Origin of the sequence: Pseudomonas fuscovaginae SE-1 (assembly GCF_000364705.1) — a bacterium.
GTDB classification, from domain to species: Bacteria; Pseudomonadota; Gammaproteobacteria; order Pseudomonadales; family Pseudomonadaceae; genus Aquipseudomonas; species Aquipseudomonas fuscovaginae_A.
In genome coordinates this window covers 1-26,077 of sequence record NZ_AQOH01000308.1, presented here as the reverse complement: position 1 = coordinate 26,077, position 26,077 = coordinate 1, and the positions used below count along the sequence as shown (strand labels likewise).

Sequence of the window (26,077 nt, the reverse complement as noted above, 5' to 3'; positions counted from 1 at the left end):
CCGTCCTCGCCCAGCCACTGGCTGCCCTGGGTACGGCTGGCCTTGAGCTGACGCAGCTCGACCTTGTTGTCCGGGCCGACCACCAGTGCGGTCGGGGTGCCCTTGAGGTCACGGGTCACGCCCTGTTGCGGCACGAGAATCGCCGCGCTGTTCACCCCGGACTGCAATTGGGCATGGACGAACATGCCGGGCAGCAGCGAGTGGTCAGGGTTCGGGAACACCGCGCGCAGGGTCACGGAGCCGGTGGTTTCATCCACGGTGACTTCCGAGAACTCCAGCTTGCCCGACTGGGCGTAGGTGCTGCCGTCTTCCAGGGTCAGCTTGACCATGGCCGCGTTGTCGCCGGCCTTCTGCAGGCGGCCGCTTTGCAGTTCGCGCCGCAGCTTCAGCAGGTCGGCGGTGGACTGCGTGATGTCGACGTAGATCGGGTCGAGCTGGGTGATCGTCGCCATGGCATCGGTCTGGCCGGTGCTGACCAGCGCGCCTTCGGTCACCGAGGAACGGCCGATGCGGCCGGACAGCGGCGCGAGCACCTTGGTGTAGCGCACGTTGATCTGCGCGCTCTGCAGGTTCGCTTCCGACTGCAGGCGGTTGGCCACGGCCGTGTCGTATTCCTGGCGGCTGACCGCCTGTTCGTTCACCAACTGCTTGTAGCGGTCGGCGATCGACTTGGTCGACTGCAGGTTCGCCTCGGCGCTTTTCAGCGTCGCCTCATAGACCGATGGATCGATCTGGTAGAGCTGCTGGCCGGCCTTGACGTCGCCGCCTTCCTTGAACAGGCGCTTGAGGATGATGCCGTTGACCTGTGGACGGACTTCGGCGATGCGATAGGCCGTGGTGCGGCCGGGCAGCTCGGAAGTCAGGGTGAACGGTTGGGCTTGCAGGGTCACGACGCCGACCTGAGGGGCGGGGGCGGCCGCCGGAGCGGTCTCTTCCTTTTTATTGCATCCGCTGAGCAGCGATGCCAGGGCGACGGCGGTGACCAGAGCGGTAACAGCTGGCTTGAGTTGCATGAAGATCCTCGGGTCAGGCGCGCGGGAGGCGCACAAGAAGGGTGGAAGGGTGAGCTGGCTGGATTAATAGGTTGCTAATGAATATACTTACATTCACGTTTGTTTGTAAAGGCTTGAACTTTTGCCCAAAGTCGTTACAAAGCATGGAATTCATTTCGGGAAAAGGCACAAAAATCGCCTCCCGTCATTAAGCCCGGATTAAACCCAGGGGGAGTCCGCGGCACCCTGATCGAGGTCTTACTGCCATGGTTCGTCGTACCAAAGAAGAAGCTCAGGAAACCCGTAGGCAGATCCTTGAAGCTGCCGAAAAGGCGTTCTATGAGCGCGGTGTGGCGCGGACCACCCTGGCCGATATCGCGACCCTGGCGGGTGTCACGCGCGGTGCCATCTACTGGCATTTCAGCAACAAGGCCGACCTGGTGCAGGCGATGCTCGATTCGCTGCGCGAGCCGCTGGACGAAATGGCCAAGGCCAGCGAGGATCAGGACGAACCCGATCCGCTGGGTTGCATGCGCCAACTGCTGATCCATTTGTTTCAGCAGATTGCTCTTGACCCAAAGGTCCGACGCATTAATGAAATTCTGTTTCATAAGTGCGAGTTCACCGATGAAATGTGTGACCTGCGCCGCCAGCGCCGTGCCGTCAGCCTGGACTGCAACGCCCACATCGAACTGGCCTTGCGCAATGCGGTGAATCGAGGACAGCTTCCCGAGCATCTCGATACGGCCCGCGCGGCCATCAGCCTCCATGCCTGGGTCGATGGCATCCTCTATCAATGGCTGTTGGCGCCGGACAGCTTCGATCTGAACAAGGATGCCGAGCGCTGGGTCGATACGGGGTTGGACATGCTGCGCCTGAGCCCCAGCCTGCACAATTGAGTCAACATGCGTAATTGAGTCTAGTTGTGTCAGTATCCTATGCCAATCACATCGGCCTGACGGCGCGTGCCTCGACAGGGGGGCAACATTTATATACCTCCGCGCTGCATCTTGGTAGTTAGTGTGCTAAGTATTTTGTAGTGAATTTGTTGCGAGCCTGTGAATGAATGTACCCAACCTGCTGCACAAGGGCTCCGAGCAGCCGCTCAAGGGCATCGCGCTGATCTGTGGAGCGGTACTGCTGTTCGCCAGCCACGACGCGTTGTCCAAGTACCTGTCGGGGTTCTATCCGATCGTGATGGTGGTGTGGGCCCGTTATGTGGTCCACACCCTGCTGATGCTGGTGGTGTTCGTGCCCCGTGCCGGGTTCTCGGCGGTGGTTCGCACGAGGCGTCCCGGCCTGCAACTGTTGCGTGCGTTGTGCCTGATCGGTACCAGCCTGCTGTTCACTACCGGCCTGCGCTATATCCCCCTGGCGGAAGCCACTTCGGTCAACTTCCTCGCGCCGCTGCTGGTGACGGCCCTGTCGGTGCCGCTGTTGGGTGAACGGGTCAGCCGCGGTCAGTGGGCGGCGGTCATCGCCGGTTTCGTCGGGGTGCTCATCATCATTCGCCCGGGCAGCGCGCTGTTCACCCCGGCGATTCTGCTGCCACTGTGCTCGGCGTTGTGCTTCGGTTTCTACCAGTTGCTGACCCGCATGCTCAGCGGCATCGACAGCCCGACCACCAGCAACTTCCTCACCGGCATCCTCAACAGCCTGATCATGACCGCGATGCTGCCGTTCTTCTGGAGCGCGCCGACCCTGGTCCATGGGTTGTTCATGATCGGCCTGGGCACCTGCGGCATGCTCGGTCACCTGTTGCTGACCCAGGCGTTCCGGCATGCGCCACCGGCGATGCTGGCGCCGTTCAGCTATGGGCAGATTCTCTTCGCCGGCATGTATGGCTACCTGGTCTTCGACCACATGCCGGACGTGTTTGCGGTGATCGGCATTGCCGTGATCTGCCTGAGCGGACTGCTGGTGGCCTGGGGGCAGCGCAGGCGCGGTTGACCCCAGGTGCGGCCGTCAGTGGTTGCGATTGCCACTGAGGAATGTGGCCAGCGACGATTGCCAGCCGCCCTTGCGCATCATCTGCAGTAGGGCTCTGTGCCAGACGTCTTTCAGGGTTTCGGTGGTTTTTGTGTCGGGTGCGGTGGAGGGTGTGGTGCTGTTCTCGGCGGTGGAGGCCTGCTGCTTTTTGGCCATGCGTTCCAGTACCGTTGGGTTGAGAATTTCCTTGGACTTATGCTCGATGTAGCCTTTTTTGCGCTCGTAGTTCTGGAATTGGGGCGGCAGTTTCACATCCGGATCGCCTGTGCTGGAAAAGCGGGTGATGACTTTTTCCAGAAAGTCGAAATCGGAGAAGTGGTGAGTCCCAAGGCCGGGGTCCGTCGTGTAACGTATGAAGTCTTGATCCAGGAGGCTGCCCTTTATGGCTTCACCCTTGAGAACTCTGTCAGCTGTTGCAGCGTCTTTTGCAACGAAGCTGTAGCTCAGTCGATGTCCGTCATTATCGTACATGTGGCCACTGTTCAGATTGCCCATCATCCTCCCGTTTTGATATTTACGATAATCTGCCAGGTCCCAGGCCAGGGATGTGACATGTTTTGGGGAGGCCCCCTGTTCCTGGGCGAATTCGTAAATACGTGCCAATAGATCCCGGTCGGCTTGAGTCAGGTAGTATTTGTCACTCTTGTCTGTGTCGAACTTTGTTTCAAAGCATGGGTTGGGTTCCCCGTTGTATATGTGAGTGATCAATAATGCGTAGCCGCTAATTGAAACTGATGGAGGTGCGGTGGTTATGGCATTTTTTTCGGGTGTCTTTTGCGGGGCTTTGGTTGGTTGAGAAGTATAGTTATATGAGTTGTCTGTTTGAGTGATTTTCATCTTGTTGACCTTGTTGGCTCATAGAGACCCCGCCAGCTTTTTTGCTGGCGGAGCAGCTACTGGTAGCTGTATTCAAAGGTGACGCTGTCTTCTCCTGCAGGATGAGCAGTTTTTTTCAGATCTTTGGAAATGTGGGCGATATGAACGCTTACCCCATGTCCAAAACGTTTTTGATTGAAGGAACTGGTAGTTCCTGTTGAGTTTGGAGTAATGGGGTGGCATTCACCTTCTATGTTGGAAGGCGAATCGATATAGCAAATTTTTACCTCTTCGTTTGGTGCATCAGGATAGAACGTCGTGCTCCAGCGAATTCCTCTAAGCTTCATCTGGACGTTGATCGGATGAGTGAAGTCGGCGAGTAGTAGGCTATGTCTGGATGTTGCCGTATCTGCATAGCTATAGAGACTGGGTGGCCTTTTCGACTTGGTGATACTGGCATCCGCTGCGAAAGTTTGAGTGCTGGCCAAAATCAGGGCGAGCGAAAGTATCTTTTTCATGATGATGTTCCTGAAAAATGAGTAGGTATTTAGGTTTTAAATGTGATGCCGGTATTAGTTACTCATAGGCAGTCTCCCGTAGTGCTTCCATGGGTTGCAGGCGGGAGGCCTTGAGGGCCGGATGCAGGCCGAAGAACACACCGGTCAACAGGGAACTGCCGGTACCGAGCAGCAGGGGCGTCAGGCTCAGGCGTAGGGGCCAACCGGCGAAATGGCTGAAGAGCAGCGCGGCGAGGCTGCCCAGCAGCGCCCCGAGGAGGACGCCGGGTAGCGACAGGCACAGCGTCTCGCAGAGGAAGGCATTGCGGATGTCCCGAGGGCGCGCGCCGAGCGCCAGGCGCAGGCCGATCTCCCGGCGTCGCTCGGCCAGGTTCATCAGCATCACGTTCATGACGCCGACGCCCGATACCAGCAGGACGATGCCGCCCAGGCCGGCCAGCAAGCGGGAGAAGGTCGCGGCCTGGCGTTTCAGGCCGTCGAGCAACTGCCGTGGAATTCGCACCTCGGCTTTCTGACCTTGGAGCAGCGCTGGCAGGCGGTGCTTCAGGGACTGTGCCGTCAGTTCCGGATCGGCTTGCGCGGCGATCCGGATGATCAGGCTGTCGATCCTGGGTTCCGGGAACAGGCGTCGCAGCCCCTCCATGGGGACCATTATCGAGTGGTCGATGTCCACGGGGAGCAACGGGTTGCCGGGTTGCTCAGCGGCGATACCTATGACGTTGAACAGGTAGCCCTCGATGGGCAGCCGGTCACCCGGTTGCAGCGGTCGGCCTCGCACCGACAGTTGCTGCGCAACCTGCGCGCCGACCACGGCGAATGTTTGCCGGCGGTCGAATACCGTCAGGAAACGCCCCCATCGCAGCTTCAGGCCGAGCGCGTTCGCCAGCTCGCCGGAGGTGCCGAGCAGGGCGGCGTCGACCTCGATCGCCGATTTCCTGAAGCGGATCGAATGCAGGCTGACGGGCGCGATATCGATCAGCTGTGGGATGACATGGCGCAAGACATCCGGATCGAGGGTCACGGGAGGGGGGAGAGTGCTTCTACGATCGGGCGCAAGCCTCACCACCAGCATGTCGGTGCCCATGGACTGGAACGAGCGCAGGGCTTCGGCTTCCGCGCTGCTGCCGATGTTCAACAAGGCGATGACCGAACCGCTACCGATAGCCAGCCCCAGCAGGCTGAGCCCGGCTCGTCGACCCGCCAGCCGCAGGTTGTCGATGGCCTCGGCCAGCACCTGTTTCGGTAGCGGGCCATAGTGCTCGGGGAAGGTCATGCCACTCCCCGCCCAGCCAGCCACATGCCGACCGTTTCGGCAGAGTCGATGTGCGGTTGGTGCTGATGTTGCCAGGGCAGCCATTCAGCTTGCCGCTGAGGCTTGGGTACCATGCTGCGGTCCTCCCGTCGGGCCGATCACTGCATCGCGCAGATGCTTCAAGAATCGGCCGCTGGAAGGGAGACTAAATAGGAATGGATTCCGTTTGTTGTGTAGGATTTTTCCATTGCTGACAGCGTTTTGAGTGACGCTGACAGGTCCGACGAAGGGGCTCAGCCCATGCTGAATTTCACGCTATAGCTGTAGGGCGGTGCCTTGAGGGTCTTGCTCAGGCGCGCCTTGCAGGAGGCCGTGCGTTCGCCGATCGATTCGGCCTGGCGGGACCAGATCGGCAGGTAGCTGGTGTGTTCCGAGTCGGTGAAGCGCTGTTTCAGCGAATGCTGGGCGACGAACCGGCATTTGCGCGGTCCCGAGCCGTAAATGAACCAGGCCCGTTGTCCCTCCAGGTGCAGCTCCCGACGCTCGCCGCTGGCAATCGAAAAGCTCGAGACCGGGGCGCCCTGCAGGTCCAGGCCGGTTCCCAGCAGTTCGAGCGGTTGCGGCGATTCGTTGCTGATCTCCACGGTGAGGGTGGCGAGGGCTTGAGGGGCCGAGGCGTAGGCGGCGAATGAGAGCAGGCCGCAGAGGGCTGCGCAGGATAGGGCTACGCCCAGGAATTGGCTGAGGTACATGTTAAGTCCTTTTAGTGGGGGCCGGATGGTGGCGCCAGTCCATGACGTCACGCGCTGTCCCGTGCCTGGGGCGCGCCAGACAAGTATGGGGATCAATGCAAAAAATGCTTGGAGTAAACCACTCGCTATTTTGTGAGTGTTTTCCCATGTTCAGGTCGGGGTATTCGGCTACAACGAAAAGGCCCCGACTCTTTCGAACCGGGGCCTGCACGTACTGCTGAAGTTTCTGCGTTTACAGGGTCGGGTAGTCGATGTAGCCGACCGGGCCCTTGCCGTAGAAGGTTTCAGGATGCGGCGCATTCAGCTCGGCGTCGGCCTTCAGGCGGGCCGGCAGGTCCGGGTTGGCGATGAACGGGATGCCGAAGGCCACCGCGTCGGCCTTGCCCTCGGCCAGCCAGGCGTTGGCGCTGTCCTTGGTGAAGCGTTCGTTGGCGATGTAGGGGCCACCGAACGCCGCTTTCAGTTGCGGGCCGAGGCTGTCGTCGGCTTCCTTCTCCCGCGAGCAGATGAAGGCGATGCCGCGCTTGCCCAGTTCCCGGGCGACATAGGTGAAGGTTTCCGCCAGGTTGGCGTCGCCCATGTCGTGGGCGTCGGCCCGTGGCGCCAGGTGCACGCCGACACGGCCGGCGCCCCAGACTTCCACTACGGCATCGGTCACTTCCAGCAGCAGGCGGGCACGGTTTTCCAGGGAGCCGCCGTAGTGGTCGGTGCGCTGGTTGGTGCTGCTCTGCAGGAACTGGTCGAGCAGGTAGCCGTTGGCGGCATGGACTTCCACGCCATCGAAACCCGCGGCCTTGGCGTTCTCCGCGCCGACGCGGTAGGCCTCGACGATGTCGGCGATCTCGGCGGTTTCCAGGGCTCGCGGGGTCGGGTAGTCCGCTTGCGGGCGGACCAGGCTCACATGGCCCTTGGGCTGGATGGCGCTCGGCGCGACCGGCAGTTCGCCGTTCAGGTACGAAGGGTGGGAAATCCGCCCGACGTGCCACAGTTGCAGGAAGATCCGGCCACCGGCGCCATGCACGGCCTTGGTCACGTTGGTCCAGCCACGGACCTGGTCGTTGGACCAGATGCCGGGGGTATCGGGGTAGCCGACGCCCATCGGCGTGACCGAAGTCGCCTCGCTGAGGATCAGCCCGGCAGAGGCGCGTTGTACGTAGTACTCGGCCATCAGCGCGTTCGGCACACGGCCCTCATCGGCCCGGCAGCGGGTCAGCGGCGCCATGATGATGCGGTTCGGCAGTTCGAGATCGCCCAGTTTGATCGGATCGAAAATAGTTGCCATGTGTACAACCCTCTTGATGATTAGTGGCTGGCGGGGGCCAGCTCGGCGGTGCCGTTCTGGCGAAAGGTGATCAGGGTCACCAGCAGTGCGAGCACCGCCAGTGCGCCGGCGGCCAGGGGCACGCTGGTGAGGCCCAGGCCATGGGCGATGACGCCGCCGCCGACCCAGGCGCCGAAGGCATTGCCGACGTTGAAGGCGCCGATATTCAGGGTCGAGACCAGGTTGGGGGCGGCCTGGCCGTAGGTCACCACGTTGATCTGCAGCGCCGGGACGGCGGCGAAGCAGGCCGTGGCCCAGAGGAACAGGGTGATCTCGGCGGGGATGAGCAGCACGCTGCTCCAGGTCAGCACGGTCGCCAGCACGGCCATGGCGATGAACACGCCGATCAGCGTCACGGCGAGGTTGCGGTCCGCCAGCTTGCCGCCGAGGATGTTGCCGACGGTCAGGCCCAGGCCCATCAGCACCAGGGTCCAAGTCACGCCCCGTGGCGAAACGCCGGTGACTTCGCCGAGCAGCGGCGCGATGTAGGTGAACAGGGCGAACACGGCGGCGGAGAACAGCGCGGTCATGCTCAGCGACAGCCAAAGGCCGGCGCCCTTGAGTGCGCCGAGTTCGGCGCGCATGTCGAGTTTTTCCTCGTCGTGCTTCACCGGCAGGAAGCGGATCAGGCCGATCAGCGCGACTACGCCGATGGCGGTCACCGCCCAGAAGGTCGAGCGCCAGCCGGCCTGCTGGCCGAGGGCGGTGCCCAGCGGGACGCCAAGGACGTTGGCCAGGGTCAGGCCGGTGAACATCAGGGCCACGGCCGAGGCGCGCTTGTCCGGCGCCACCAGGTTGGCCGCGACGACCGAGCCGATGCCGAAGAAGGCGCCATGGCACAGGGCGGTGATGATCCGCGCCAGCATCAGCACGTTGTAGCCGCTGGCGACGGCGCAGAGCAGGTTGCCGATGATAAAGATGCCCATCAGCACCACCAGGGCCGCCTTGCGTGGCAGGCGCGAGGTGGCCATGGCCATGAACGGCGCGCCGATCGCCACGCCCAGGGCGTAGCCGGTCACCAGCCAGCCGGCGCCGGGGATCGACACGCCGAGGTCGGTCGCCACATCGGGCAGCAGGCCCATGATGACGAACTCGGTGGTGCCGATGGCAAAGGCGCTCAGGGCGAGGATGAGTAGCGAGAGGGGCATTGTCTGCGATCCTGTTAGAGCTCTTGGCTCATGATGCGGAGGAATTCCTGGATGGTTTCCTCGTTGCGTTTGAAGAAGTGCCACTGGCCGGCCTTCTGGCTGCTGATCAGGCCGGCCCGTTGCAGCGTCGCCAGGTGTGCCGACACGGTCGACTGCGACAGGCCGCAGCGCTGGTCGATCTGTCCGGCACAGATGCCGTACTCGTGGTTGTGCAACTGGTCGGGGAACTGGGCTTTCGGATCTTTCAGCCAGTGGAGGATGTCTCGGCGTACTGGGTGTGCCAGCGCTTTTATTATTTCGTCGAGGTCGATGGTCATGGCGGTGTCTCAGGGGTGATAAAACGATATATCGCGATGGAACGAAATATAAATCGGTATTTCGCGATATACAAATATGATTTTGCTCTGGATACCGAATAAATCGCTATATCGGGTTGTAACGATATGGGGTCGCAAGGTGTTAAGCTGGCGGGCATGAACTATCTCGCGCATCTTCACCTGGGTGGGCACCACCCGGAACAACTGCTCGGCAGCCTCTATGGCGACTTCGTCAAAGGTCGGGTGGAAGGGCAATTCACGCCTTCGATCGAGGCGGCTATCCAGTTGCATCGCCAGATCGATGTGTTCACCGACAGCCATCCGCTGGTGGGCCAGGCGCTATCGCGCTTCGAACGGACCCGCCGGCGGTTTGCCGGTATCGTCCTGGACATCTTCTTCGACCACTGCCTGGCACGGGACTGGGCCCTGTATGCCGAGGGGCCGCTGGACAGTTTTACTGCCGGGGTCTACCGCGTGCTGGCGGATGAGCCCAACCTGCCCGAACGCCTGGCAGAGGTCGCGCCACACATGGCGGCGGGTGATTGGCTGGGTTCCTACCGGCGCTTCGAATCGCTGGAGCGGGCGTTCCTGGGGATTGCCCGGCGCCTGTCGCGACCGGAGGAAATGGCCCATGCCATGGGGGAGCTGGAGTCGTTGTACGAGCCGTTGAGCGAGGATTTCCGACTGTTCTATCCGCAGTTGCAGGTCTTTGCGCGGGAGCGTCGGATCGACACGATCCTGTAGGCGCAGGCGGATCGCCGCACCGCCGGCTCCTACAGGTTGATCAGCGTTCTCGGGACGGCGGGTGTCACGCCAGCGAAAACGTCTTCGACGGCGTCAAACAGTCAGGCGGCTTCCGCCTCGCCGGTGGCCACGGGGCGTGGCGCCGGACGCTTCACTTCGGCTGCCTCGCCGAACAGCGCCATCTGTACCGCCTGCTGGGCCTGGAACGCCAGGGCCGCACGTTCCTGGCCATTGCACGGGATCGGCTGCAGCAGCTGGATTTCGACATCGCCCTGGTCGTTGGAGAACAGGCGCATCAGGTGTGACAGCAGGTCATCGTCGCCAATGAACGGTGCCAGCGTGTCCGCCTGCCCATCCCGGGTGTAACGGATCGCCACCGGTTGCAGCGCCACGTCCGCATCGATGGCCGCCGACAGCAGACGACCATGAAAGGTGCGCAAGGAACGACCATCGGTGGTGGTGCCTTCCGGGAACATCAGTAATGGGTAGGCCTGTTCCAGGTGCCGGGTCATCTGCTTGCGCACCAACTGGCTGTCGCCCGAGCCACGGCGGATGAACAGGCTGCCGGCCTTTGCCGCCAGCCAACCCGCCACCGGCCAGGTACGGACTTCGGCCTTGGACAGGAAGGACAGCGGTGTCAGCGCGCCGAGCAGGGCGATATCGGTCCAGGACACGTGGTTGCTGATCCACAGCATCGGTTGCGTCGGCAGCTTGCCGCGCACCGTCACGCGAAAGGGCAGGGCATTGCTCAGGCGGGCCATGAAAAACCGCGACCAGCTCTGGCGGCGTGCCATCGAATGGGCGATCCCCAGGCGTTCGAAGACACCGAACACGCTGGCCATGCCCAAGCCGAGCGCCACCACCAGCAGTACCCGGGCGATCCGCCCATACACCCGCGGCCGACTCATTACACGGCCGCCTTGAAGTGCCGGGCGTAACGCGGGCACAGCTCGTCGCGCTTGAGCAGGATGAACACGTCGGCGACCTGGAAGTCTTCGTCCCAGCACGGTTCGCCACAGATCTTCGCGCCCAGGCGCATGTAGGCCTTGAGCAGCGGTGGCATTTCGGCGATGACGTTGCCGGGGATGTCCAGGCTCGGCAGCGGCTTCTTCGGTTCGGCACGCAGGTGCTCGGTGCTCAGGTAGCGTTCGCGCAGGCGCTGCATGATCGCCTGGGCCTGGACGCCGCCATCCTGCATCGGGATGCTGGCGCAACCCATCAGGTAGCTGTAGCCGCCTTCGTTGAGCACTTCGGCCAGTTCGCCCCAGAGCACGGCGATGGTGCCGCCGTTACGGTAGGCCGGGTCGACGCAGGTGCGGCCGATTTCCAGGATCGGGCCTTGCAGGTGGCCGAGGCCATGCAGGCTGAATTCCTCTTCACTGTAGAAACGCCCCAGGGTGCTGGCGGCCTTGTGGTCGAGCAGCCGGGTGGTCGCCACCAGGCGGCCGCTGTTCAGGTCGCGCACGCCAATGTGGCTGCAGTGCACATCATAATCATCCATGTCCAGGCCGAGCTCGGCGCCTTTCAGCCTGGCATTGAATTCGCCGCTGAAAACGTTGAAGCGCAAGGCCTGGGCTTCTTGCAAGGCCGCGGCGCCCAACAGGCGTTCGGCTTGCAGGCGGCGTTCATTGCCGGTGTCGCTGATGCGGGCGATCTGAGTCATGACGCGTCTCCGGTTGCCGGCCAGGGTTGCGGCCAGTCGACTTTGTTGTGCAAAGTCAGGCTATGTAGCCCCGGTGTCATCGCCATGAAGCTTTGGTGATGCTTATATGACAGCCCCCAGGAGCCCGCCATGCCTTGGTCCTTTCTGCTCGATCCGCCGCAACGCCAGCCCGTACCGTCCGACCTGGCGGAAGGCTATGCGCAGTTGCTCGACACCCTGGGTACGGTGACGCCCTTCGAACTGGCGGTGCGTGGCGGTCACGTCATGGCCACGCCGGGCCTGGCGTTCCTGGTGGGATACCAGGCCGCATTGCGCATGCTCTGGCCCAGCGCGCCGGCCAGTCTCGGCGCGTTGTGCGCCACCGAGCAGAACAGCCTGCGCCCGGCCGACATGCAGACGCGCCTCGATGGCTTGCGACTGTGCGGTCGCAAGGATTTCGTCACCGCCGGCCATGCCGCCGACTGGCTGCTGGTGGCCGCGCGCAGTGAAGAAGCGGGCGAGCCGCCGCGCCTTAGCCTGGTGATCGTTTATCCCGGCGAACCCGGTATCCGCCTGGAAAGCCTGCCCCCTCTGCCGCTGATGCCGGATATCCGTCACGGCCGGGTACATTTCGACCAGGCGGCCTGCGAGCGGCTGGCCGGCGATGGCTGGGATGCCTACGTCAAGCCGTTCCGTACTCTGGAGGATATCTATGTTCTCAGTGCGCTGACCGCCTGGCTGCTGGGCGTCGGCCAGCACAGCGATTGGCCGCAAGCCTTGCAACTGCGCCTGCTCGGTCTGTTGGCCGGGTTGTCCGAAGCCAGCCGGCAGAACCCCGCTGCAATGGCGGGGCATATCGTGCTCGGTGGGCTGTTCGCCCAGTTCGACGGGCTCAGGAGTGAACTGGATGAGGCCTTCGCGGCGGGGCCGGCGACCTGGCGGGACATGTGGCGGCGCGATCGCGGTGTGCTGGACATCGCTGCTGGTGCCCGCGCCAGGCGTCTGGCGAAGGCGCTCGCGCGCGAGTGAGCAGAACTGTCATGAAGCTTCGCTAGACTGCTTCAAAAGCTATTTTTCCGAGCTCGCCCAATGTCCAGGGGTTCGATCTTTCTTGCGGTTTGCCTGCTGCTTGTCACCGCCATCGCCCGCGCCGAGAGTTGGCCGGGTGCCCAGTGGCCGCAAGGTCCGCAGGTCGAGGGCCCTGCTGTCGAGGCGCTGCAGGCCTATGCCTTCCCGGCACGGGATGACCGTACCGGCAAAGGCGTGCGCACCGATGCCCTGCTGGTGATCCGGCAGGGGCAGATCATCTACGAGCGTTATGCCGGGCCGACTCGTGTCGATACGCCGCACCTGACCTGGTCGATCAGCAAGAGCATCATGGCCACGGTCCTGGGTGTTGCCTATGGTGAAGGCCTGTTCCAGTTGCACGATCCGGTGGCGCGCTTCTACCCCGCGTTCCAGGCACACCCCAAGGTCACCCTGGAGCATCTGTTGAACTGGTCGTCCGGCATCGATTGGCAGGAGGACTATGAGTATGCCCCGCTGAACTCCTCGGTCGTGGCGATGTTGTACACCCGCGGTCATGCCGACATGGCCGGCTATACCGCCCGGCAGGGTGAATACGCGGTGCCGGGTCGTTCCTTCCGTTATTCCAGTGGCGACAGCAATGTCCTGGCGGCGGCCCTGCGCGGGATCGTCGGGGCCCAGCGCTACCCGGACTATCCCTGGACCGCGCTGTTCGACCCGCTGGGCATCCGGGGGGCGGTCTGGGAGCGCGACGGCAGCGGTACCTTCGTCGCTTCATCCTATGCCTACCTGACGGCCCGCGACCTGGCCCGCATCGGCCTGCTGATGGAGCGCGACGGGCGCTGGCAGGACCGGCAGTTGCTGCCTACAGCCTGGGTCGAGTTCAACCGGCGGGCGTTTTCCGGCTACGAAGCCGGGCAGGATGAGGCGGTGGGCGGTGGCCAGTGGTGGCTCAACCGCGCGCTCGATGGCGCGCGCAAGCCCTGGCCGGATGCGCCTCCCGACACGTTCGCCGCCCTCGGGCACTGGGGGCAGGCACTGTATGTCATTCCCAGTGCCGGCCTGGTGATCGTGCGTTATGGCGATGACCGCGATGGCAGCTATCGACACAATGAACTGCTCAGGCTGGCCATGGCGGCCTTCGGGTCGAGCGCGCAGCCATGAAGATCGCCGGTTTCGTGCGTCGTCGTCCGTTCCTCAGCCTGCTGGCGCTGTCGCTGCTGGCACTGCTGGGCTGGATCTGGCAGGAGCGGGTGGCCCTGCGCGCCTTTCCGCGGATCATCAGTGCCTATACCGCCAAGGAGTACTGTTCCTGCCGTTATGTGATGAACAATTCCGCCGACTACTGCGAGGGTTATGTGAAGCAGTCGCTGCCGATCAGCCGCCTGCTCGATGATCCGCGTCAGCGCCGGGTCAGTGTCGAGGGGCTTGGACGGCAGGCCACGGCAGTCTGGCTGGGCGAACGCGAAGGCTGCCGGTTGCAACCCTGAGTGACGTTTGCTCGCGCCAGCGTGGCCGGGTAAGGTGGCGCCTACGTTCAATCAGGAGCTTGCATGCATCGGTCCCGCCTTTTTCTGGCCCTGCTTGGGGCGCTGGCCTTGCCGGCCCAGGCCAACTGGTACCTGGACAACGAGTCCTCGCGCCTCTCGTTCGTCAGTACCAGGAATGCCGACATCTCTGAAGTCCACCGTTTCCTGACCCTGCACGGCAAGGTCGATCGCCAGGGTGTGGCCACCCTCGATGTCGAACTGGAGTCGGTGAGCACCGGTATTCCCCTGCGCGATGAGCGTCTGCGGCGCGAGCTGTTCGATATCCGGCAGTATCCCGAGGCGCAGGTTACCGCGCAGATCAACGTCCAGCCGATCAACGACCTGGCTCCCGGTGCTCAGTTGGAGTTGCGTCTGCCGCTGGTGGTGCGCCTGCATGGCAAGGAGCACAGCTACAACGCCGAACTGCTGGCGACGCGCCTCGATGACCGGCGCTTCCAGGTCGTGACCCTGGAGCCGCTGGTGGTGCATGCCGAGGACTTCGGCCTGCTGCCCGGGCTGGCGGAACTGCGCAAGCTCGCCGGCCTGTCGGCCATCAGCCTCTCGGTGCCGGTGGGTGCGGTGCTGATTTTTTCGGCGCGCTGAACATGTCCGGCGCGGTCTTTCCCTGGCGCAGCGACAATGCCTTCGAGCTGTTGATCGACGGGCCGGCGTTTTTTCCGCGCATGCTGGTGGCGATCGCCAGGGCCGAGTCCCGGGTCGAGCTGGAACTCTATCTGGTCGAGGCCGGCGAGTGCGCCGAGGCCATGGTCCAGGCGCTGGTCCAGGCCGCCGAGCGCGGGGTACGGGTGCGCTGCCTGTTCGATGACTATGGCAGCCTCGCTTTCACCCTCGGCCTGCGCCGACGGCTGGTCGAGGCCGGCGTCGAACTGCGCTTCTACAACCGCCTGCACTGGCGCCGCGGGATGCGCAACCTGTATCGCGATCACCGCAAACTGCTGCTGGTGGACAGTGCGCTGGCGGTGGTCGGCGGTACCGGTGTCACCGATGAGTTCTGGACCCCCAGTGACGACGGCTTCGAATGGCACGAAGTCATGGTGCGGATCAGCGGGCCGCTGGTCCTCGACTGGCAGTTGTTGTTCGATCGCCAATGGCTGGCCAACGAACAGCGCGCAGCCTGGAGGCCGGTTGCCCATTTCGGCTTGCCGCGCCTGCCGAGGTTGCCGCCTGCCGGGCAGGGCCTGGGCCGGGTGGCCTATGCCGACGCCCGGCAACATCGCGATATCCTGCAATCGCTGGTGCGTGCACTGAACAGCGGCAAGCAGCGGATCTGGCTGGCGACCCCATACTTCCTGCCGACCTGGAAGGTTCGACGCTCGCTGCGCCGGGCCGCCCAGCGTGGGGTGGACGTGCGGTTGCTGTTGACGGGGCCGCGTACCGATCATCCCTCGGTGCGTTATGCCGGTCATCGCTACTATCCACGCCTGCTCCGGGCAGGGGTACGGATCTTCGAGTACCAGCCCTGCTTCCTGCACCTGAAGATGGTAATGGTCGACGACTGGGTGAGCATCGGTTCCTGCAATTTTGATCACTGGAACCTGCGGTTCAACCTGGAAGCCAATCTCGAGGCTCTTGACCCGGCCTTGACCGCAGCGGTGACGGCCAGTTTCGTCGCCGACTTCGAACTCAGCCAGCCGGTCAGCCTCGCTGACTGGAAGAAGCGGCCGCTGTGGCGTCGGGTCAAGCAACGGATCTGGGGGTGGGTTGACCGTCTGGTGGCGAACGTACTGGACCGGCGGAGCTGATTCATCCGCATTCGAGGGTATTGCCTCGGGGCGACCTTGGGATAGACTCCAGCCAACCGGCGATGGAACGGGACTGATTCTCCCGGTTTTCTTGGCGGGGGCGCGCCATACGCTATCCTGATCGATAGTCGGGGGCAGGACGCTGTGGTTTCCAAGGGATAGAGGCTGACGCTCAATTCTTCTAGCGATGTCTTCCTGATGGAAAGTAGAACTGTCACATCCGTCTCCAGCTTCTTCGACCTGCTGCTCGATGCCGTCTGCGCCGTCGATGTCGAGGGACGCTTCGTTTTTGTCAGTGCGGCCTGCGAGCGGATTTTCGGCTACACCGCGGAAGAACTGGTCGGTACATCGATGATCGAGCTGGTCCTGCCCGCCGACCGTGAGCGGACCCGCAATGCCGCCGCGCAGATCATGGCCGGTGAGCCCAAGCCGCATTTTGAGAACCGCTACGTGCGCAAGGACGGCCAGGTGGTCCATATCATGTGGTCGGCCCGCTGGTCCGAGGTCGATCAGTTGCGCATCGCCGTCGCCCGGGATATCACCGCACTCAAGCTGGCCGAAGCCAAGCAGGCTGCACTCTACGCGATTTCCGAGGCCGCTCACGCGACCGAAGACCTGCTGGCGCTGTTCCAGCGGGTGCACCAGATCGTCGGTGAATGGCTGCCGGCGCAGGGTTTCTGCGTGGCGCTGTACGACGGTGCCCGGGACCAGTTGAGTTTTCCCTATCATATGGATGACCGGCGTGCGCCCGGCAATGTCGACGGCCACTGTGCACAGATCGTGCGCAGCGGCCAGCCACTGCTGCACAACGAAGCCGAGGCACCCTGCCTGGGGGTGCCGCTGTCTTCGCAGAACGGCATCATCGGCGCGCTGCTGGCCAAGAGTTCGGGTGGCGAACGCTATACCGGGCACGACCAGGACCTGCTGCAGTTCGTTTCGGCCCAGGTGGCCGCGGCCATCGAGCGCAAGCAGTTGCATGCGCGCCTGCAGTACATGGCGCGTTACGACCAACTGACCCATTTGCCCAACCGCGGGTTCCTGCAGGAGCGCCTCAAGGCCGCTTTGGGCAGGGCCCGTCGGGAACAGGGGCGGTTGGCGCTGCTGTATGTCGACCTGGACAAGTTCAAGCTGGTCAACGACAACTTCGGTCATGCGGTCGGCGACCTGCTGTTACAGGAAGTCGCGCGCAGATTGCAGCAGTGCGTGCGTGAAACCGACACCGTCGCGCGGATCGGCGGCGATGAGTTCGTCATCCTGCTGGAGCAGTTGCACCTGGGGGACACGGCGGCGCAGGTCGCCGACAAGATCCGTCGCCTGCTCAACGAACCGATGGTCTGGGACGAGTGCGAGCTGAGCATCATGCCCAGTGTCGGTATTGCCCTTTACCCGGAGAACGGCGAGGAGGCGCAGCAGTTGTTCAAGCATGCGGACGAGGCGATGTACGGGATGAAGCGGGGGGCGAGGGTGCACTGAGCGCATTCCTCGACCGGCTGGCGGGCGTGTTTCAGGCATAAAAAACCGGCCTCCGGGGCCGGTCTTCATGTCTTCGTCGTCACTGCGGGCAACGTCGGACCTGTTGCGATCTGGAGCGGGTAGAGGGAATCGAACTTTTATTGGATTTTTCCGCCCCGAAGCGTGTATGTGTGTAGGTGTGATCAGCCCATGAAACCCCGTAAATGTGGCTCAGGCACCTGTATATCCACGGTGCACCAAGGTGCACCGTTCCCCCCACCTCTGTTTGGGCTCCATCAGCAGGTGATAAGAGCTTCGTTCGACGAGCAGGCTGCCCCTCATACCGATCCCTGGTGCGCTACCGAAAGCGTCTTTGCCTTAGCGGGTGGATGGCTGCAGTCGTTCGTGACGGTGCTCCAGAACTCAGCCCACAGACATGAGATGTAATTCTGATTGCCCTACACTCGCCCAATAGCCCCGCTCTTAAGAAAATCTTCAAATGATTCCTGGCTGTAACTGTTACTTAGGGCTGATCGAGCGTAAGCAGCGTAGCGAGCATATTTGGCATACTGAGCAAATTTGACATACTTCACAGGTTCAACATACGTTACGCAAGGACATTGGGCTCCAACTGAACCCACGCGTTGCCCCTGTCGGTTGTAAAGTACTCCACCAACGAACCAGCCAATGTGTTGACCGTTCCACCCGTAGAGGTTTTCATCAACAACATATGCCACAGCATGTCCTGACCAAAGATAAATAGACATCTCGTTGTCATCGGAAATGTAAGCCACTGGACGACCGCGACCATCATAGAGTGTTTCTTCCATATGATTCTCCTGTATATAAGTTGTGACAGTGGTTTTATCCGCTAAAGATTCGGCAGAGCGAATTCTAAAATGGGAGTTTTACTAGAAATTGTGAGGGTGTGCCTGGCCCTGGAAATCGCAACGTAGAAGGCTTTGGCTGCTGCCGTTTTTTGCTTAACATAGTGCATCGCGTCAGGAATCAGCACGTGGTCGAACTCCAAACCTTTCAGCAGCAACGGAGTTGAAATTGTCCTAGCTACCGGTGCTCTTCCTGTCCTGCTTAGGCGTTGCCTCACTACTTCCGACGCAGCAGCAAGGCTCTGATACCTGCCATCCGCCATTTCACTCAATGCCCGCCTAGTGTCACCTATAAGCTCCCCTCGAAATGTTCTCGACAGAGGGTGACTCCGCTCCAGTTTCAATACCTCTAATGCACCTTCGGCTGAACCATTAATCGACAGTTTTGCCCACGCGGCATATATTTCGATATCGAGGATGGCATCGGATGGGTGCTCAGGCCCGGCTGGTGTACGAGTTATCGCATCGTCAATTAGTGATCTCAAGCCATCGGCGCGTGCCTGGGGGTTGCTCGCCGATACATCCCAGACTTCTGCGAAATCCATCAAACGTTTGGCGGCTATTTCTTCAATTGATTGAAAGGCGCCTCGTGTGCTTTTAGCCAGCTCGTTGCAGGTGTTTCTCCAGCAGTTGATTGCTGCTGTCGATCCGGTTCTGGAGTTGAACTCATCAAAGAACAGGGACATATCAAATGCGTTATTGCTCTGGATGTAGTTGATAGGCCCGTCTCGTAGATCGATAGGCATCCCCGTCATCAGCTTCTGCCGAGTTTCCGCAATCCACATACCCAGTTCCATATTCGCTGACGCCCAGCGGTGGGGCGTTTGAAGTTCATAAGCCTGAGAGAAGTAAGTGGCGACAGAGTCGTTCCAGCCGATTTTGGTATCGACAAACTCAAAAATACCCTGCATAGGATCGCCGAAAATTACGGTCGGAACGATGCAGGAGAGCCAGCAGGCAATCAAATGCTGGTACTGCTCGCAATCTTGATATTCGTCAATCAGAACTCGGTCGTAGGAAGCCTTGATGACCTCCTGGACGACAGGGCTTTGCAGGATCGAAGCCGCACCAAGGTACACGTCATCCCAATTTGGCTTGTTGGGATGCAGTGCAGGTCTTCCTGAACGACCGGGGAACGCCTGGACGTACTGACGAGCCCATGACGCGATTGTGTCTACGACAACCTTGTCGCTAGGCACGTGCATTCGCTGAAGGCGAGCCCGGATTGCATGTACGCCTGCATGCGTGTGGGTCAGTACCAAGGTTCGGCGCCCTAGGGCAGCCGCCTTGGCGATCAGCTCCGTTTTCCCATGGCCTGCTGGAGCCACGACGGCCCGACGGCTGAGCGTGAGAATGGACTCAGGTGTCACCATAAAGCCAGCTCTCTACGCTGCGGAGGCATATGCCTATGGGTGAAATATGTGTGTTGTCCGTAATTTGCATCACGAGAGCGGATATAGCGCGACCGCGTTCAGCATTTTTGAACCAGCTTTTTTCGGCGGCTAGATCGCTTAGGCGTAGCCGAAGGTTTGGACAGACACCAACCAGATCCCAATCACAAAAACTGGAGTGGACGTGGAGGCCTTCGAAGGCCTTTTCTAAGTGATCTACTAATGTAGGCTCGCTGATGAAGCCAGCCACCAAGTCGAGCAGGCCGTCAATTTGGGTATCAGTCGCTGATTGGAATACAGCTCGCTCCGTGTTCAGACCCCCACCGTACTCGATGACACGCACCCCTTGAGCTTGTAATTTGGCAGCAAAGTGGGCGTCCAGTCTTCGATCTGAATCTCTGAACAAACCCACTTCATACCCGAGCGCCCGGAGCGCGAGTGCCAAGGGCGGGCCGGCTGATCCCCCTCCATCAATAATGGCCGCGCCGAGTTGCTCGATTGGAACGCCGTCGTGTCTGTCGGGATAGTGCTCCCTCAACCCAAGCATCATCCCCAGTTCTGTTGCTCCTTCACAGAGCAAAATCCTTCGTGCAAACAGAGCGCGTGGAGCACCCTTCAAAACTCTGGAAACATCTCCGCTTGCCAAGGCATGCTTGATGTCTGCGACCGCCTCGGGGGAGCGTGAGACAATGAACAGAGATGGTGGGGGCAGCTCAGCCAAGACGACATCGGAGTGGGTGGTCATAAGAATTTGACCTTTAGCTAGATGCGCCTTCTCTGCCTCGTGTTGCCATTTTTTCAGCTGTGCCATCGCTCCAAGGACGCGATGTGGCTCAAGGCCTTGCTCAAGTTCATCAACGAGAACAATAGCTCCCTCGTTGATGGCTGAACGTTGGACAGCCAATGTCGCCAGGCGCCTGGTTCCGAGGCCTGCTAGCCGCAATGGTACGGAGCCGTCGTGCAACGCGATTGAGCTGGAGTTGAATCCACCTCGTCCAAGCTCAAGATCGGGGCCATAAGTCTGGTTGATGTAGGCGCCGAGTGAGCGGGCAGCTGTTTCCGCAGAGGCCGCAGCTTTGGCTAATTCTGGAATCGAGCCAAGGTCGGCACTCTGGCGAGCAGTACGATAAGCATGAGCCAGCATCTGCGCGGTTTCTTCGTTGGCCTCTGTCATCTTGGACAGAACGGAGCCTTGTGCCCAAGTCAGGTGCCTTGCCTCGTCACCGGCTAATCGGACAAGGCAGAACATTGCCCTGTCCCTGTTCGAAAGTATTCTGGGAACTGGATAGCGATCACATACCAGAGACCACACGGGCTCCATAGTCGCGTCGACTGAAAGCCTGACTGTCAGGACTGGGGTATCCCCGTCATCAGGTTCATCGTTGAGCTCGCCAGTATGGGATAGACCTCGAAGATACAGGCCGAAGCGACCATCAGAGAGCAAGGTGCGAGACAGTTCGCCGATCGTGACTTCCACCTCGATCTCATGAGCGGTGTTCGCGTGGTGGAAGTCGGCCTCGTTGAAAGTCATCCACCTTGGCGATAACGCAGCCTCCACCGCGTCCAGCACGGTAGTTTTCGCGCTATCACCCACACCGATCAGGCAACAAATGGACTGTCCCATCAGCTTCCATTCGAGATGCTTGATGCCCCTGAAATTTTTCACAGTCAACTGCTCAACGCGCATCCATCACCCGAGAAGTGGCCTAATGCGATCAAGGTTAGCTGAGCTCAAACATAACTCAATGTTTGGCCTATTGTTTTTCTGAGTCGGTCTGAGCCCTGTGGATACGATAAACGAGCTTAGTCGCGCCTTGGTCTGTTCTTCGAAGACAGGCTGCCCGACAATCATCATTCAACCAACGGCACAATCCGCTGCAAAGTCCCAACGCCCGCAACCCTCGGAAACCCCTCGATCTCATACACGCAGTGTTCAATCACGCGAACCCCCTGCGCCTGCAGGTTTCTGACTAAGGCCATCCCCTTCATTTCCCCACCAGAGCCATGGTCGCCGGAGCCCCACACCCCAGAGCTGAATTCATCAGAACCGGCTTGAGCAGAGGTGAACACCAGCACCGGAGGTAGCGCGACCCCAGCCGCCTCGTTCGGACTCAACGCAAAGCCTGCAGCCCACGAATACCCTGCAAACTCGTCAGCTATGATCGTCCGATACATCTGCGATTGCAGAACAAAGAGCTCGCCCGGCTTAACGCTCACTACGCGAATCAAGGCGTCATCCTGGCGCCGCAGGCCACGTGGAGACAGCCGAATCAAGTCTCCCTTCTTGGGCACCTTGGTTTCTGCTGGAATCGAGCTGTACCGCCTGTTGAGCAGCAGCGAGATCGCGGGGCAATCACACACCACTGCAATACGCTGAACATCCTCTGCATCAATCCGCGCCTCAATAATAGAGAGCTCTCGAAAGCATTGCTGGATGGGCAAAGCACCCTGCTGACGCACACGGACATCTACCGTTGTGAAGTAGCGAGCCATCTGCTCAACAGCGGCATTAGACGGCAGGGTGGCATCAACCAGCAGAACCAGGTTTACGACGTTTTCTAGTCCAGCCAGCAACTGAAAAATCTCGAACAAGGGCAACTGATTAAACTGCTGGACAATGATCGCCTGTTCGTGAACGCCGTCGATGATCTCGTAAAACGGGACATGGGCGACACCCAATTCATCCTCATACGCTGCACACCTGGCTTTGGCGGCTGTGACTGATGTTGGAACAGTATTCGTCAGGAGCTCATAGACAGCGCGGTACTGCTGGGTGAATTCAATAGCGGCACTAGCTTCGTCATATCGCACCATTACCACCCGCGAGTTCAGAGCCAAGGAAACTTCGTCGAACATGTCGTGGGCGAAAAGATCGGGAGTGAATGCGCTCAACCGGCTGAAAGCGTGTTCAATCTCGCGCTCGCTGTACACTGGGTGGAACGGGCCGCAGATCCTAGTCAGTTGGTCTCGCACAGCGCTCTGCAAGCAGTAGTTGCTTCGAAGCTGAATCAGCCCCTCCGTCACCACAACCCAGCCATGCCGCTCACACTCGCGCGATGCCTCAAGCACATCATCCAACCCACCACCTACCCCGAAACACCTCACAGCCTCGCAATCGTCAACATCACTACCTGCACAAATAGACCCGACCTCCACGACGGTATTGCCCGCCTGGGACTGTGCTTCCAGGTACTGCAGCAGCGCCAGAGCATGCCTCAATCCCGGATTCAACTCAGAGCCGGAAAGCACCGCTGAAGTAACATCGGCCTCAAGAAACGGCAATGCTATGAGGGGGTTGGCCAGGATGGCGTCAGCGTCTACCTGCAGGCATGTCACCATCCGCTCAGCAGCGGTCTGAGAAATTCCTAGGCGCATGATTCCGGACACTGCCTTCTGGGAGGCCAGGTATTCCTGCCACGCAAACTGCATCTGCGCCGTCTGGGCATCGCCAAGATGCTTCCCCAAGATGAACCGACTCTCATGATCAAGCAGTTGCCGGACGCGGCGCCGCTCGGCCAAGCCAGTTTCGACCAACAAGTTCCCAAGACCATAAGGCGCAGCGAAAAGGGGGAGCGCACCTTGAGTGCTAACGAATCCTGCCAACGCCTTGCACTCATCGAATTCCACACCAGCGCTGGAGGCATCTGAGGAAACCTCAGAAACCGAGGCAATTACCAATCCTCTTCCACGCTTAACAACCGACGCGAGATAGGTCATTCCTGGGAACAGTGGTTTCGATATCAGCGATGGGTCAAGCTTCGCCTTGAAGGTGTTCCCAGTGGTCAGCGATAGGAGATGGAATTGCCGTTCACCGCTCAGTGTCAGCGTGAATTTCCGGACGAAATAATGCTTTGCCATTGGCTATGCACCACTGGTTAGAAAAGGTTAGAAGAAAAAAAGGGCCACAAAGATGCAAACTAATCGGCGCCCTGGGGGGCCCGACAGGAGCCTGGTCAGAACGTGAGGATCTTCCCTGATCTAATGATCTCCTCTCGGAAGGCCGCGCACTGGAGGGCACGCTCAGCGTCCCGCAGCTTGGTTCGGAGCAACTGGATCTCCGTCCGCAAACTGGCCAGCGATTTGTCGTATTGCGTGCGGGGCTTGGTGGAGGGCTGGGATCGCACGTGCTCCAGCAAGAGATCAGCAATCTGAGAAAGCTCCTCCCCACCGCGCCCTGGATAGAACACTTGCCGGGTAAGACCAACCGTTCCGGCAAGCCATGCGAGGTTTATCTTGCCAGCTCGCATAGGCACGCCTTTACCTGACTCAATGACCTCCAAAACCACCAGGCGCAGCTTCCTGGCTGACTCCAATTGCGGCTTCATGACGCGCAATACCTCAAGGGGTGTGCCTCCTTGGACATCAACCCCCGTGCCAGTAGTAACCCCAGCATCGTCTTCAGCATCAGCGCCACCGATACAACCATCATTCAACTTAAGCACGGGTATTTTTCCATTTGAGGTAGGGGGCGGTGAGCTTGGAATCCGCAACTGGCATCGGAATCCCGCTGACATCTGCGAAGTCGGTCAGGGTGTCGTCGGTGATTTGAATGCCCGGCCTGTGATTGATGATTCTGTCTACGAGCTGGCAGGTCACTTCATATTCGCGTTGGTACTCAGGTGCGCTGGCCTTGACGGCAACCCCGTGAGACGGTGCAGCCCTGACAGTAATTTTCGACAGGTCATCTACGATGTTGCGAAGCTTGGCGTTCTCCTCTTCCAGCTGCGCATTTCGGATCATGACCGGATGCATTGGATCGATTTCGATGTTGTAAGGGGTAGGAGGGGGGCTCCCATCACCCAGCAATTCCGGATAGCGTTCCAAACACTGCCTGTATGTTTTCCCGCGTTTTAACAGCAAGCTGCGATCTATGCCGCAAATGCGGGCTACTGCCTTTGCTAACTGGCTGATATTTTCGAAGATGTCACCATTCTTCTTAAGCACCTCCAAGGCAGCATCGATCCGAGCAAGGGTCGCATTGAGTTGCGCGGCGCCGCGTCGCGCCTTCACTATTTCGGGCGCTACTCCTCGCACTGCTTTGGTGGGATTTTTTGTCATAGTCAGTTCGGCACAGCCTCACGAGTTCGCTTGGCCATCTCAGTGAGCACCATCGCCATCGAAGCTTGGTCTTGAGGCGAGAGAGCAGACGGGTAGCTCAGGCCGTACGCAGCAATATCTTTGAATGAAAGACCAGTGCCCTGCATAATTGAAAGAATTTGGCCAATGTAGGGCTCCCTTTCGTCGACTGGTTGGTTGACTATTTTCAATAACTCGGGGTTACGTGCCATCTCTTGAAGAATTAGCGGGTAGTGCTCTGACGCAAAGGCAGGAAACTGGGACATGTCTAACACCATTGAGAGAACGCGCTGTTTCGGATCGCCCATATCAACGCTGTGACGTACAGCATTGGCAAGGTCGCGATGACGAGTGATATATCCTTTCGGGAACTTCTCTTCTCGCCAGTTTTTCTCAAGGATCTGTACGACTTGACGGTACCCGGCCAGTTCCACCGAGCTCAGCGAAAGTTCTTCGTAGACTATCTCGGTGTTGGGCGATTGTGGTTGATGTTTGTGTAATTGCTGAAGCCTTGGTTTAAGATGGTCAGTACGGTTGGCTAGGTCGCGAATTTTCGCGTTCAGACCGGGTAGGTGGTCGATGCCGAATATTGCATAAGGGCAGATACCACACGTGCGAGCTTTCCTTGTGAAATTCATCAGTTTCTTAGGGCAATCACCGTCTAGCGCACAAATGCAGGTGTCCAGAAACTTTACGCGCTGAGTTTTGGTGCTAGCGATCAAATCTAGGCCCGTCTCCTCAATGTCCAGAATGCCTGGGATTACTGAAATCAGGTGCTGTTCGCGCACTGTATCTTCGCGGTGCTCTTGCCAGCCTTTGACCAACGCAGATTCAGGCGATGACGGGCTGGGAGGTCTGCCGGTCAGAGCAGCAAATGCCTGCGCAGACACCGCTTTGTTGGCGGATTCGACCATGGCGAGGGCTTCTTGCCGCGTCGGCACTACATAATGAGCGGTCGTGTACATCTGGGCATGGCCGACTTGCCCACCGATGATGGAGTAATCAAGGAAGGCATAAATACGACGGTGAGTAATCCAGGTCGCACGCAATGCGTGTGGAGTATGTACTGCCGACCAGTCCCCATTCGCTGCCTGCTCTACAAAGTCATGGCGATTTTCAGGAGCTACAAAATTGTTGTATATGTCCTGAAATCCCCGAAGAATTAGCGTCCACTTGACGCCGTAGGAGGTGTTGGAAAACGGTGCGCCGTCATCGTGCCACGGACTCCGAAAAAGGGGGTGGATCTGGCCGTATTTTTTGGCGTTATTGGCATCGTTTTCGTAGTAGACGCCCGTGTACTTTTTACCGTAATTTTTTTTCTGGAAATGGCGCTCTTTCAACAGAACGTCCATGACCTTATAAGGAAGGGTCACGGGCCGGCTATTACCGCTTTTGTCCGTGTTAACATAGAGCATGCAGCTGCTCAAGCTGTCCCTCAAAGAGTTATCGAAATATTTGTCAA

Annotated in this window: 25 protein-coding genes and 1 pseudogene; 9 read left to right on the top strand and 17 right to left on the bottom strand. The window is 60.0% G+C overall.

All coding sequences use genetic code 11. The annotated features are described in order from the left end of the window. The coding region (locus K675_RS0124460; RefSeq protein ID WP_017906100.1) for an efflux RND transporter periplasmic adaptor subunit at positions 1-1,013 on the bottom strand (1,013 nt) is incomplete at its 3' end. A 245-nt stretch (positions 1,014-1,258) separates the two neighbouring features. Here K675_RS0124460 and emhR point away from each other — a divergent pair. After that, the gene (gene emhR / locus K675_RS0124455) at positions 1,259-1,891 is read left to right on the top strand and encodes an efflux system transcriptional repressor EmhR (RefSeq protein WP_017906099.1); all 633 of its coding nucleotides are present in this window, start codon (positions 1,259-1,261) and stop codon (positions 1,889-1,891) included. A gap of 163 nt (positions 1,892-2,054) precedes the next feature. Then, the gene (locus tag K675_RS0124450) at positions 2,055-2,942 is read left to right on the top strand and encodes a DMT family transporter (protein ID WP_017906098.1); all 888 of its coding nucleotides are present in this window, start codon (positions 2,055-2,057) and stop codon (positions 2,940-2,942) included. A gap of 15 nt (positions 2,943-2,957) precedes the next feature. Here K675_RS0124450 and K675_RS31905 read toward each other — a convergent pair whose 3' ends face one another. The 7 genes from K675_RS31905 to K675_RS0124420 all read right to left on the bottom strand — a co-directional run bounded on the left by K675_RS31905 (position 2,958) and on the right by K675_RS0124420 (position 9,105). After that, the gene (locus tag K675_RS31905) at positions 2,958-3,818 is read right to left on the bottom strand and encodes a hypothetical protein (RefSeq protein WP_157383986.1); all 861 of its coding nucleotides are present in this window, start codon (positions 3,816-3,818) and stop codon (positions 2,958-2,960) included. A 56-nt stretch (positions 3,819-3,874) separates the two neighbouring features. After that, on the bottom strand, positions 3,875-4,315 hold the full coding sequence (locus tag K675_RS33180; protein ID WP_157383985.1) for a hypothetical protein: 441 nt from the start codon (positions 4,313-4,315) through the stop codon (positions 3,875-3,877). 58 nt (positions 4,316-4,373) lie between these two features. Further along, entirely contained in the window at positions 4,374-5,588 is a 1,215-nt protein-coding gene (locus tag K675_RS0124440) for an ABC transporter permease (RefSeq protein WP_017906096.1), read from the bottom strand. Between the two features lie 272 nt (positions 5,589-5,860). Next, a complete protein-coding gene (locus K675_RS0124435) occupies positions 5,861-6,319 on the bottom strand; it encodes a hypothetical protein (protein WP_017906095.1) in 459 nt (152 codons plus the stop codon). 232 nt (positions 6,320-6,551) lie between these two features. Beyond that, entirely contained in the window at positions 6,552-7,601 is a 1,050-nt protein-coding gene (locus K675_RS0124430) for an alkene reductase (RefSeq protein WP_017906094.1), read from the bottom strand. 20 nt (positions 7,602-7,621) lie between these two features. Next, positions 7,622-8,788, bottom strand: a complete 1,167-nt coding sequence (locus tag K675_RS0124425) for an MFS transporter (protein WP_017906093.1) — start codon at positions 8,786-8,788, stop codon at positions 7,622-7,624. A 14-nt stretch (positions 8,789-8,802) separates the two neighbouring features. Further along, positions 8,803-9,105: an ArsR/SmtB family transcription factor gene (locus K675_RS0124420; RefSeq protein ID WP_017906092.1), complete on the bottom strand. Its 303-nt coding sequence runs from the start codon at positions 9,103-9,105 to the stop codon at positions 8,803-8,805. Between the two features lie 156 nt (positions 9,106-9,261). Between K675_RS0124420 and K675_RS0124415 the strand changes: the two genes are divergently transcribed. Continuing rightward, the gene (locus tag K675_RS0124415; RefSeq protein ID WP_017906091.1) at positions 9,262-9,849 is read left to right on the top strand and encodes an ACP phosphodiesterase; all 588 of its coding nucleotides are present in this window, start codon (positions 9,262-9,264) and stop codon (positions 9,847-9,849) included. Positions 9,850-9,950: 101 nt separating this feature from the next. Here the strand turns inward: K675_RS0124415 and K675_RS0124410 are convergent, their stop codons facing one another. Next, the gene (locus tag K675_RS0124410) at positions 9,951-10,757 is read right to left on the bottom strand and encodes a lysophospholipid acyltransferase family protein (RefSeq protein WP_017906090.1); all 807 of its coding nucleotides are present in this window, start codon (positions 10,755-10,757) and stop codon (positions 9,951-9,953) included. Further along, positions 10,757-11,512 carry an L-ornithine N(alpha)-acyltransferase gene (gene olsB, locus K675_RS0124405; protein ID WP_017906089.1) on the bottom strand — a complete coding sequence of 252 codons (756 nt, stop codon included), beginning with the start codon at positions 11,510-11,512 and terminating at the stop codon, positions 10,757-10,759. The genes K675_RS0124410 and olsB overlap by 1 nt, the downstream gene beginning before the upstream one ends. 129 nt (positions 11,513-11,641) lie before the next feature. Here olsB and K675_RS0124400 point away from each other — a divergent pair, with 129 nt between their 5' ends. The 6 genes from K675_RS0124400 to K675_RS0124375 all read left to right on the top strand — a co-directional run bounded on the left by K675_RS0124400 (position 11,642) and on the right by K675_RS0124375 (position 17,282). Continuing rightward, complete coding sequence (locus K675_RS0124400) at positions 11,642-12,520, top strand: acyl-CoA dehydrogenase family protein (protein WP_017906088.1); 879 nt, start codon at positions 11,642-11,644, stop codon at positions 12,518-12,520. Positions 12,521-12,580: 60 nt separating this feature from the next. Beyond that, entirely contained in the window at positions 12,581-13,681 is a 1,101-nt protein-coding gene (locus tag K675_RS0124395) for a serine hydrolase domain-containing protein (RefSeq protein ID WP_017906087.1), read from the top strand. Next, complete coding sequence (locus tag K675_RS0124390; protein ID WP_017906086.1) at positions 13,678-14,007, top strand: hypothetical protein; 330 nt, start codon at positions 13,678-13,680, stop codon at positions 14,005-14,007. Before K675_RS0124395 ends, K675_RS0124390 begins: the two co-directional genes overlap by 4 nt. A gap of 63 nt (positions 14,008-14,070) precedes the next feature. After that, positions 14,071-14,649, top strand: a complete 579-nt coding sequence (locus K675_RS0124385; RefSeq protein ID WP_017906085.1) for a YceI family protein — start codon at positions 14,071-14,073, stop codon at positions 14,647-14,649. A gap of 2 nt (positions 14,650-14,651) precedes the next feature. After that, positions 14,652-15,809 (top strand): phospholipase D-like domain-containing protein, encoded by a 1,158-nt coding sequence (locus tag K675_RS0124380; protein ID WP_017906084.1) that lies wholly within the window; start codon positions 14,652-14,654, stop codon positions 15,807-15,809. Between the two features lie 198 nt (positions 15,810-16,007). Then, the gene (locus K675_RS0124375; protein WP_017906083.1) at positions 16,008-17,282 is read left to right on the top strand and encodes a GGDEF domain-containing protein; all 1,275 of its coding nucleotides are present in this window, start codon (positions 16,008-16,010) and stop codon (positions 17,280-17,282) included. Between the two features lie 437 nt (positions 17,283-17,719). Here K675_RS0124375 and K675_RS32520 read toward each other — a convergent pair whose 3' ends face one another. From K675_RS32520 to K675_RS31340, 7 genes and pseudogenes are all read right to left on the bottom strand, one after another. Next, on the bottom strand, positions 17,720-18,091 hold the full coding sequence (locus K675_RS32520; protein ID WP_080635394.1) for a 4-fold beta flower protein: 372 nt from the start codon (positions 18,089-18,091) through the stop codon (positions 17,720-17,722). 41 nt (positions 18,092-18,132) lie between these two features. Beyond that, positions 18,133-19,521: a UvrD-helicase domain-containing protein gene (locus K675_RS0124365; RefSeq protein ID WP_017906081.1), complete on the bottom strand. Its 1,389-nt coding sequence runs from the start codon at positions 19,519-19,521 to the stop codon at positions 18,133-18,135. Continuing rightward, positions 19,508-21,226 (bottom strand): ATP-dependent nuclease, encoded by a 1,719-nt coding sequence (locus tag K675_RS0124360; protein WP_017906080.1) that lies wholly within the window; start codon positions 21,224-21,226, stop codon positions 19,508-19,510. The genes K675_RS0124365 and K675_RS0124360 overlap by 14 nt, the downstream gene beginning before the upstream one ends. A 164-nt stretch (positions 21,227-21,390) precedes the next feature. Beyond that, the gene (locus K675_RS0124355; RefSeq protein WP_017906079.1) at positions 21,391-23,397 is read right to left on the bottom strand and encodes a hypothetical protein; all 2,007 of its coding nucleotides are present in this window, start codon (positions 23,395-23,397) and stop codon (positions 21,391-21,393) included. A gap of 95 nt (positions 23,398-23,492) precedes the next feature. After that, positions 23,493-23,864 carry a hypothetical protein gene (locus tag K675_RS0124350; protein WP_017906078.1) on the bottom strand — a complete coding sequence of 124 codons (372 nt, stop codon included), beginning with the start codon at positions 23,862-23,864 and terminating at the stop codon, positions 23,493-23,495. Positions 23,865-23,973: 109 nt separating this feature from the next. Further along, positions 23,974-24,597: a hypothetical protein gene (locus K675_RS0124340; protein ID WP_051070767.1), complete on the bottom strand. Its 624-nt coding sequence runs from the start codon at positions 24,595-24,597 to the stop codon at positions 23,974-23,976. A 2-nt stretch (positions 24,598-24,599) separates the two neighbouring features. Beyond that, positions 24,600-26,077: pseudogene (locus K675_RS31340) on the bottom strand (site-specific integrase); the annotation flags it as partial.

Bases quoted from the DNA above. Each gene is read 5' to 3' on its own strand.
- emhR (WP_017906099.1), top strand. From the start codon at position 1,259: ATGGTTCGTCGTACCAAAGAAGAAGCTCAGGAAACCCGTAGGCAGATC.
- K675_RS0124450 (WP_017906098.1), top strand. From the start codon at position 2,055: ATGAATGTACCCAACCTGCTGCACAAGGGCTCCGAGCAGCCGCTCAAG.
- K675_RS31905 (WP_157383986.1), bottom strand. From the start codon at position 3,818: ATGAAAATCACTCAAACAGACAACTCATATAACTATACTTCTCAACCA.
- K675_RS33180 (WP_157383985.1), bottom strand. From the start codon at position 4,315: ATGAAAAAGATACTTTCGCTCGCCCTGATTTTGGCCAGCACTCAAACT.
- K675_RS0124440 (WP_017906096.1), bottom strand. From the start codon at position 5,588: ATGACCTTCCCCGAGCACTATGGCCCGCTACCGAAACAGGTGCTGGCC.
- K675_RS0124435 (WP_017906095.1), bottom strand. From the start codon at position 6,319: ATGTACCTCAGCCAATTCCTGGGCGTAGCCCTATCCTGCGCAGCCCTC.
- K675_RS0124430 (WP_017906094.1), bottom strand. From the start codon at position 7,601: ATGGCAACTATTTTCGATCCGATCAAACTGGGCGATCTCGAACTGCCG.
- K675_RS0124425 (WP_017906093.1), bottom strand. From the start codon at position 8,788: ATGCCCCTCTCGCTACTCATCCTCGCCCTGAGCGCCTTTGCCATCGGC.
- K675_RS0124420 (WP_017906092.1), bottom strand. From the start codon at position 9,105: ATGACCATCGACCTCGACGAAATAATAAAAGCGCTGGCACACCCAGTA.
- K675_RS0124415 (WP_017906091.1), top strand. From the start codon at position 9,262: ATGAACTATCTCGCGCATCTTCACCTGGGTGGGCACCACCCGGAACAA.
- K675_RS0124410 (WP_017906090.1), bottom strand. From the start codon at position 10,757: ATGAGTCGGCCGCGGGTGTATGGGCGGATCGCCCGGGTACTGCTGGTG.
- olsB (WP_017906089.1), bottom strand. From the start codon at position 11,512: ATGACTCAGATCGCCCGCATCAGCGACACCGGCAATGAACGCCGCCTG.
- K675_RS0124400 (WP_017906088.1), top strand. From the start codon at position 11,642: ATGCCTTGGTCCTTTCTGCTCGATCCGCCGCAACGCCAGCCCGTACCG.
- K675_RS0124395 (WP_017906087.1), top strand. From the start codon at position 12,581: ATGTCCAGGGGTTCGATCTTTCTTGCGGTTTGCCTGCTGCTTGTCACC.
- K675_RS0124390 (WP_017906086.1), top strand. From the start codon at position 13,678: ATGAAGATCGCCGGTTTCGTGCGTCGTCGTCCGTTCCTCAGCCTGCTG.
- K675_RS0124385 (WP_017906085.1), top strand. From the start codon at position 14,071: ATGCATCGGTCCCGCCTTTTTCTGGCCCTGCTTGGGGCGCTGGCCTTG.
- K675_RS0124380 (WP_017906084.1), top strand. From the start codon at position 14,652: ATGTCCGGCGCGGTCTTTCCCTGGCGCAGCGACAATGCCTTCGAGCTG.
- K675_RS0124375 (WP_017906083.1), top strand. From the start codon at position 16,008: ATGGAAAGTAGAACTGTCACATCCGTCTCCAGCTTCTTCGACCTGCTG.
- K675_RS32520 (WP_080635394.1), bottom strand. From the start codon at position 18,091: ATGGAAGAAACACTCTATGATGGTCGCGGTCGTCCAGTGGCTTACATT.
- K675_RS0124365 (WP_017906081.1), bottom strand. From the start codon at position 19,521: ATGGTGACACCTGAGTCCATTCTCACGCTCAGCCGTCGGGCCGTCGTG.
- K675_RS0124360 (WP_017906080.1), bottom strand. From the start codon at position 21,226: ATGCGCGTTGAGCAGTTGACTGTGAAAAATTTCAGGGGCATCAAGCAT.
- K675_RS0124355 (WP_017906079.1), bottom strand. From the start codon at position 23,397: ATGGCAAAGCATTATTTCGTCCGGAAATTCACGCTGACACTGAGCGGT.
- K675_RS0124350 (WP_017906078.1), bottom strand. From the start codon at position 23,864: ATGAAGCCGCAATTGGAGTCAGCCAGGAAGCTGCGCCTGGTGGTTTTG.
- K675_RS0124340 (WP_051070767.1), bottom strand. From the start codon at position 24,597: ATGACAAAAAATCCCACCAAAGCAGTGCGAGGAGTAGCGCCCGAAATA.